The sequence below is a fragment of the Psychrosphaera sp. F3M07 genome (assembly GCF_018860345.1).
Lineage (GTDB): Bacteria > Pseudomonadota > Gammaproteobacteria > Enterobacterales > Alteromonadaceae > Psychrosphaera > Psychrosphaera aquimarina.
Genome location: NZ_JAHKPJ010000006.1, coordinates 125702 through 132012, shown reverse-complemented (window position 1 = coordinate 132012; position 6311 = coordinate 125702). Strand labels below are relative to the sequence as shown.

The 6311-nt window shown below is 37.9% G+C and carries 8 protein-coding genes; 4 read left to right on the top strand and 4 right to left on the bottom strand.

The window, feature by feature from the left end; genetic code table 11:
- Positions 1-93: 93 nt before the first annotated feature.
- From KO505_RS03325 to pepB, 4 genes are all read right to left on the bottom strand, one after another.
- The gene (locus KO505_RS03325) at positions 94-342 is read right to left on the bottom strand and encodes an RHS repeat-associated core domain-containing protein (protein WP_371819945.1); all 249 of its coding nucleotides are present in this window, start codon (positions 340-342) and stop codon (positions 94-96) included.
- Between the two features lie 173 nt (positions 343-515).
- Positions 516-989 (bottom strand): hypothetical protein, encoded by a 474-nt coding sequence (locus KO505_RS03320; protein WP_216054021.1) that lies wholly within the window; start codon positions 987-989, stop codon positions 516-518.
- Positions 986-1522 carry an RHS repeat-associated core domain-containing protein gene (locus KO505_RS17320; protein ID WP_252731620.1) on the bottom strand — a complete coding sequence of 179 codons (537 nt, stop codon included), beginning with the start codon at positions 1520-1522 and terminating at the stop codon, positions 986-988. Before KO505_RS17320 ends, KO505_RS03320 begins: the two co-directional genes overlap by 4 nt.
- Before the next feature lie 69 nt (positions 1523-1591).
- A complete protein-coding gene (pepB, locus tag KO505_RS03310; protein WP_216054020.1) occupies positions 1592-2881 on the bottom strand; it encodes an aminopeptidase PepB in 1290 nt (429 codons plus the stop codon).
- Positions 2882-3064: 183 nt separating this feature from the next.
- Between pepB and KO505_RS03305 the strand changes: the two genes are divergently transcribed.
- The 4 genes from KO505_RS03305 to gluQRS all read left to right on the top strand — a co-directional run bounded on the left by KO505_RS03305 (position 3065) and on the right by gluQRS (position 6311).
- Positions 3065-3994: a DUF808 domain-containing protein gene (locus KO505_RS03305; RefSeq protein ID WP_216054019.1), complete on the top strand. Its 930-nt coding sequence runs from the start codon at positions 3065-3067 to the stop codon at positions 3992-3994.
- 11 nt (positions 3995-4005) lie between these two features.
- On the top strand, positions 4006-4737 hold the full coding sequence (gene sfsA / locus KO505_RS03300; protein WP_216054018.1) for a DNA/RNA nuclease SfsA: 732 nt from the start codon (positions 4006-4008) through the stop codon (positions 4735-4737).
- Positions 4738-4892: 155 nt separating this feature from the next.
- Entirely contained in the window at positions 4893-5333 is a 441-nt protein-coding gene (dksA, locus tag KO505_RS03295; protein ID WP_216054017.1) for an RNA polymerase-binding protein DksA, read from the top strand.
- Between the two features lie 27 nt (positions 5334-5360).
- Complete coding sequence (gluQRS, locus tag KO505_RS03290) at positions 5361-6311, top strand: tRNA glutamyl-Q(34) synthetase GluQRS (protein ID WP_371819943.1); 951 nt, start codon at positions 5361-5363, stop codon at positions 6309-6311.

Below are 6311 nucleotides of genomic sequence, written 5' to 3'. Positions count from 1 at the left end.
ACATTTCAGGACGAGACACAGGTAGTCACAAAAAAGCCCAGTTAAAAACTGGGCTTCTGTAAAATATGGGGCGTAATAATCGTCAAACTAAAATCAACGACTCTGACCCCATTGATCCTCTATCATTAGGTTTCCAACTTCAGACCAACTTTCAGGATATTTACCATTTGGATCGGTGTATCTATATGGGTTGTTATTTACGTATGTGTATCTACCAAAAGAATGAACGGGACTAGAAGCCGTCCAACCAACTGGATCATTCGAATAAAAACGACCTATGATTGGATCATAGTATCGTGCCTGCATATAAAGTAATCGTAATTGCGATCCACTGCAATTTATTTAAAAATCCAATATAAACAGTTAGTTACCAGTATAGCTAATTTCATGTAGTCAAAAAAACACTTAGTAAATTAAAGACGGATGTCTCTAATATTTACTCTGTGTTTCATCATAAATAAGTAATAAAAAAAGCCCAGTAATCTACTGGGCTAATTGAAGTTCAAAATAAATAACTACAATACTTTAGGCTCAAAAACCTCTTTACAATAATAATTGTAAATGCGTTCTTCCGGTTTAGAATAAATAACTAAAGTTAATCTCTTATCTACTATTAGATATGTTGCTTTATCAATACTATACAAAGGATGATCATCTTTTATTTCAAAAAGTTGGCAATTACTTTTTAAACTACTGACGTCTAACCCTGCATTATTCAAAAAAATACGTGCATCATAAATAAATACATTACCTTGAATGGCTCCAAGCTCTTTGTCTTGAAGGTAATATTCATCCTCATTTACATTCATAATTGCAAAGTTCTTCGATAAAGTATAATTATATCCGGCAACACTAATTGAATTACCATTTATGACTTTATTTAAGTGAAAATAAAAACTGTTAGTTTTAAATATTGCAAAAAATATTAATGGGATAACTATTAATAATAAAACTCCGCCAAATATATTCTTAAATGTTATTTTACTCAAAACTTTTCCTCCCTAAAGTTTTCATTAATCTCATCTTTAACTCCATTAGCTGCCGTAATCTTAGCGTCTACTTTTTTAGTCGGAATAGAACCACTTGTTGTATTACCGGGTATTGCTTTCGCTACTACCTCTGCGGTTGTTCCCACGGATTCTGCTAACTCCTGATAAGACGCATCAGTTCCACTAGACGAACTAAAAGCAGCTTTATAATCACCTGAGTCAGCGAGGGCCTTATCATTTAGAGCTTTATCTTGTTGTTCCATTGCTTGTTCCTGAAGATTCGTATACGCAGTATTAGCTGCAATATAACCTGTTGCGAGAACTAAATCTGCTGCTATAAATGAGGCTGTATATTCCGCAAGTGGAACAAATAATATAAATAAAAATTCACCACTAGGATCAGTATACTTGTACGGATTATTATTAACGTATAAATAACGGTTAAAGGACATCACAGGGTTTTTAGCAGTATATCCAACCGGATCATTCGAATAAAAACGCCCGATAACTGGATCATAGTATCGTGCCTGCATATAAAGTAACCAACAAAAAACCGCCTAGATAGCGGTTTTTTGTTGGGTGTTATTAGTTATTAATTTGTATTAATCGTCTAACAATATTCTAGCAATCGTACGAACACCAAGGCCTGTTGCACCTGGCGCGTATTTGTCTGTTCCACTTGCAACAAAGGCACCAGCTAAATCAAAGTGTAACCAATTTTGACCTTCATTAGCGACAAATCTTGATAAGAAACCTGCTGCATTAGATGCGCCCCCCATGCCACCACCTTTTTGTGGACGACTGTTGGCAGTATCAGCATAAGCGGATGGACATGATTGCTGATGAAATTTCTCTAAAGGCAATGCCCATGCGCCTTCAAACTCTAATTCAGCGGCATGTAATCCTTGTGAAACGAATGGTTTGTCTAAGCCAAATACTGCATTGTATTCACTGCCTACAGCCATCATGGCTGCCCCTGTTAATGTCGCGGCATCGATTACACGTTCGGCTTTAAGCTCTCCGGCATGTAACAAACCGTCGGCTAATACAATACGCCCTTCGGCATCAGTATTCACTATCTCAACAGTTGTACCATTTTTGTAGGTTAAGATGTCACCCAGTTTATAAGCATTGCCACCAATTAAGTTTTCTGCACAACACAGAATTAACTTAACGCGTTTATTAAGACCACGAGAAATGGCTAACGCCAGCGCTGCAGTCACTGTTGCAGCACCACCCATATCACACTTCATGGTTAACATGCCTTCTGAGGCTTTAATTGAATAACCACCACTGTCAAACGTAATCCCTTTACCCACCAAAGCTGTTGAAATTGGCGCTTGTGGATCTTTGCTTGGGTTATAATCTAACGTTAACATCACAGGAGGGTGAATACTGGCACGACCTACAGAGTGAAGTCCTACCCATCCAGCTTCTAACAAATCATCACCCATGACAATTTCATGTGTTACGCAATCTGGTGCTAATTCAGTGATCAGGTTGATTGCACTATTAGCTAACGCCAAGGGGTACATATCTTGTGGAGATAAGTTCGTTACTTTTTTAGACCAGTCATAAGTCAGTTTTCTGTTATCTAATTCTTTAGTATCGCCTTCTGCCCATACAACAGTTTGACCACCTTTTGCGGTCACAAAACCTAGGTAAAAACTCCATTGTTGTTCAATATCCCACGTTTCTGCGAGTGCAACCGCATTTACGCCCATAGACTGAATTTTACGAGCTGATGCTTGAATAGTGCTTAATTGCGACTTGTAATCAGTGTGAGTGATATGAATGACATGACCATCAGCATTCATACTAATTGCCGTATTTGTCCCCCATTGGGCAGGTGCAGCTTGTTTAGAAACGGTTACGTTTAGGATATCTGACATGGGTTACTCTCATAGTTAAAATAATTGGAGATAGGATAATGGGTTCATAATAGAAAATTAATTCTAATTAGTCAGTTTATTCCTTGTTTTATCATTAATATAGTTATTGAATACATCTCATTAATTAAATCGTTTTACAATTTTAATCAAATTTTTTAATCGTTCTTATGAAGGAAAATACCTATGGCTGGCGCTAGCTTTTTTGCCTTATTTGATGACATCGCTCTGATCTTAGATGACGTTGCGGCAATGACAAAAGTTGCTGCAAAAAAAACTGCAGGCGTACTTGGTGATGATTTAGCCGTTAACGCTGAAAAAGTTTCGGGGGTTTCCGCAAGCAGAGAGTTACCAGTAGTATGGGCGGTAGCAAAAGGCTCTTTTATCAATAAGTTTATTCTTGTTCCCGCGGCATTATTAATTAGCTTTTTTGCTAACTGGTTAATTGTCCCTTTGCTAATTTTAGGTGGTTTATATTTATCTTTCGAAGGCGCTGAAAAAATCCTAGAAATGGCCGCCAATCGAAAATCAAAAAATAAACAACAAGAAAAGTTATTGTCTGCATTATCCCAGCCAGACTTAGATATGGTGCAATATGAAAAAGACAAAATTAAAGGTGCGATAAAAACAGACTTTGTGTTATCAGCCGAAATTATCATTATCGCCCTTGGCACCATAGCCAATGTTCCGCTTAACGAACAAATTATGGTGCTGTCTGTCATCGCCATTGCTATGACTATTGGGGTTTATGGCTTAGTTGCTGTCATTGTTAAGCTGGATGATGTTGGTTTATTCTGGCAATCGCTTAAACCCACCAATGTTTTCAACAAAATTTTAAACAAACTGGGCGCTGGTTTACTGGTATTCGCGCCAAGATTAATGCAAAGCCTGAGCTGGATTGGTTTGGTGGCTATGTTCTTAGTTGGCGGCGGCATGTTAACCCACAATATAGAATGGTTACACCACGCCTCCACTTTCTTATTAAGCATAATCCCTGCGACAAGTGGTTTATTGCTTGGCATAACAAGCGTCATATTAGATGGTCTTTATGGCATCATAGGCGGCTTAATTGTGGCAGGATTACTTCATTTGAAACCCAATAAATCTAAGGATTAATAAACTAAGTTATGCAACATAACTCTGCATTATCCCAAGGAAAATTAATTAAACGCTATAAACGTTTCTTGGCCGACGTCACCACGACCTCAGGTGAAGAGATCACCATTCATTGCCCCAATACCGGGGCGATGACAGGTTGTGCTGAGCCTGGTTTCAACGTTTATTTTAGTACCAGTGATAACCCTAAACGAAAATACCCTAACACTTTTGAGTTAGCACAAAATCAATTAGGTCACTTTATTGGCATTAACACGATTAAAGCCAATAACGTTGTCGTTGAAGCTATCAATAATGGTTTATTGCCAACGGTCACCAATTACGCAAAGCTGGCAACAGAAGTAAAGTACGGTAATGAAAATAGTCGAATTGACATATTGCTCACGGATAATGATCTTAGGGGCGATGCAAAACCTAACTGTTTTATAGAAGTAAAATCTACAACTTTGTTGTTAGATGAACAAACAGGGTTAGGGGCATTTCCAGATGCGGTGACGACTCGGGGACAAAAACACATCCGAGAATTAGCAGAAATGATCCAACAAGGCCATCGAGCCGTATTGGTGTTTTTGGTGCAACATACTGGCATTAAGTCAATGACAGTGGCTGATCATATTGATCCTAAATACGCTGATGAACTAAAACGAGCTCATACTGACGGGTTAGAAATTATCGTATTACATACACATATCGATTTAGATGGAATTGTTGCCACCAAAACGAGTGAATTTCAGTGGTCTTAATTAATATTTATTTTGGCCATTTTAGATAAATAAATTGCGGTAGGCGCTAATTTTTGCTATAGATAGCGCCGTTTTTTAAAGCAGTAACGCCACTGGTTGCTGGATAAAAATACTATAACGCGCTAACCAGTTGAATTATCAGGAGAAAACAACGCATGGCAGATAAAAAATCATTAGGATTGCTAGCCCTCGCAGGCGTTGAGCCGTATGTTGAGTCAAAAAATGAAGAGTACATGTCAGATGAACAGTACGATCATTTTAGAAAGATTTTAGAAGCTTGGCGTAATCAATTACGTGAAGAAGTTGATCGTACTATGTCTCATATGCAAGACGAAGCGGCAAACTTCCCAGATCCGGTTGATCGTGCCTCGCAAGAAGAAGAATTTGCATTAGAATTACGTACCCGTGACCGTGAACGTAAATTAATTAAGAAAATTGAAAAAACACTAACTCTAATAAAGAGTGGTGATTTTGGTTTTTGTAAGACATGTGGCATCGAGATTGGTATTCGTCGTTTGGAAGCTCGTCCAACCGCTGATCAATGTATCGATTGCAAAACATTGTCTGAAATTAAAGAGAAACAATTAGGTGGTTAAGGCATAAGCCTTAACCCTTTTTCTTTTGTGAAATCATCATTTCAACTGCAACACCAATTTCAACAATCTAATACTCAATATCGTGGGCGTTTTGCGCCATCCCCATCAGGACCATTACATTTTGGTTCTCTCGTGGCGGCTCTTGGCAGTTATTTACAAGCTAAATCGCAAAATGGCCTTTGGTTTGTTCGCATAGAAGATATAGACAAACCAAGAGAAGTCCCAGGCTCTGTTGATACCATCTTAGATGGCTTGCAACGTTTTGGCTTATTTTGGGATCAAGATCCAAATACAACAAGCGAACAACAATATCGCCAATGTTTGGTTCAATCTTCTCGGCAAGAACGCTACCAGCACATATTTGATCAGTTAAAACAACACAACCATCTATACACTTGCCACTGCACACGCAAAGGCATTAAAAAATTAGGTGGCATTTATCTTGGTCAATGCCGCGATAAAAACCATGAATTTGACCAACATGCTGTTCGATTAAAACAACACTTTGAACATGGTCAATTTGAAGATTTGTTGCAAGGTCATATCGAGGTAGATAAACATCTTGTAAATGAAGATTACATTATAAAACGTACTGGTGGATTATTTGCGTATCAACTGGTGGTTGTGATTGATGATATTGATCAAGGCATTACGGAAGTTGTACGTGGTGCAGATATTATGGAGTTAACCCCAAGGCAAATAAACTTGTTTAATTTATTTGGAGTTACGCCTCCTAGCTATTTACATCTTCCTTTGATAGTCAGTGAAGATGGTAAAAAACTAAGTAAACAAAACCATGCTCCCGCACTAAACTGCGACGATCCCATTCCTGAATTAATAAAAGCATTAACTTGTTTAGGCTTGCCCACTGAGAATGCAACTTGGTTAAGTTCAAGCTCAGTGACTGAAATCATTGAATGGGCGATAAAAAATTGGGATATAAAACATATCCCAACTCAATTAGATATCTTAATTTAA

What these genes read in the sequence shown, in the direction of transcription:
- KO505_RS17320 (WP_252731620.1), bottom strand. Translation starts at nt 1,522, where the DNA reads ATGCAGGCACGATACTATGATCCAGTTATCGGGCGTTTTTATTCGAAT.
- pepB (WP_216054020.1), bottom strand. Translation starts at nt 2,881, where the DNA reads ATGTCAGATATCCTAAACGTAACCGTTTCTAAACAAGCTGCACCTGCC.
- KO505_RS03305 (WP_216054019.1), top strand. Translation starts at nt 3,065, where the DNA reads ATGGCTGGCGCTAGCTTTTTTGCCTTATTTGATGACATCGCTCTGATC.
- sfsA (WP_216054018.1), top strand. Translation starts at nt 4,006, where the DNA reads ATGCAACATAACTCTGCATTATCCCAAGGAAAATTAATTAAACGCTAT.
- dksA (WP_216054017.1), top strand. Translation starts at nt 4,893, where the DNA reads ATGGCAGATAAAAAATCATTAGGATTGCTAGCCCTCGCAGGCGTTGAG.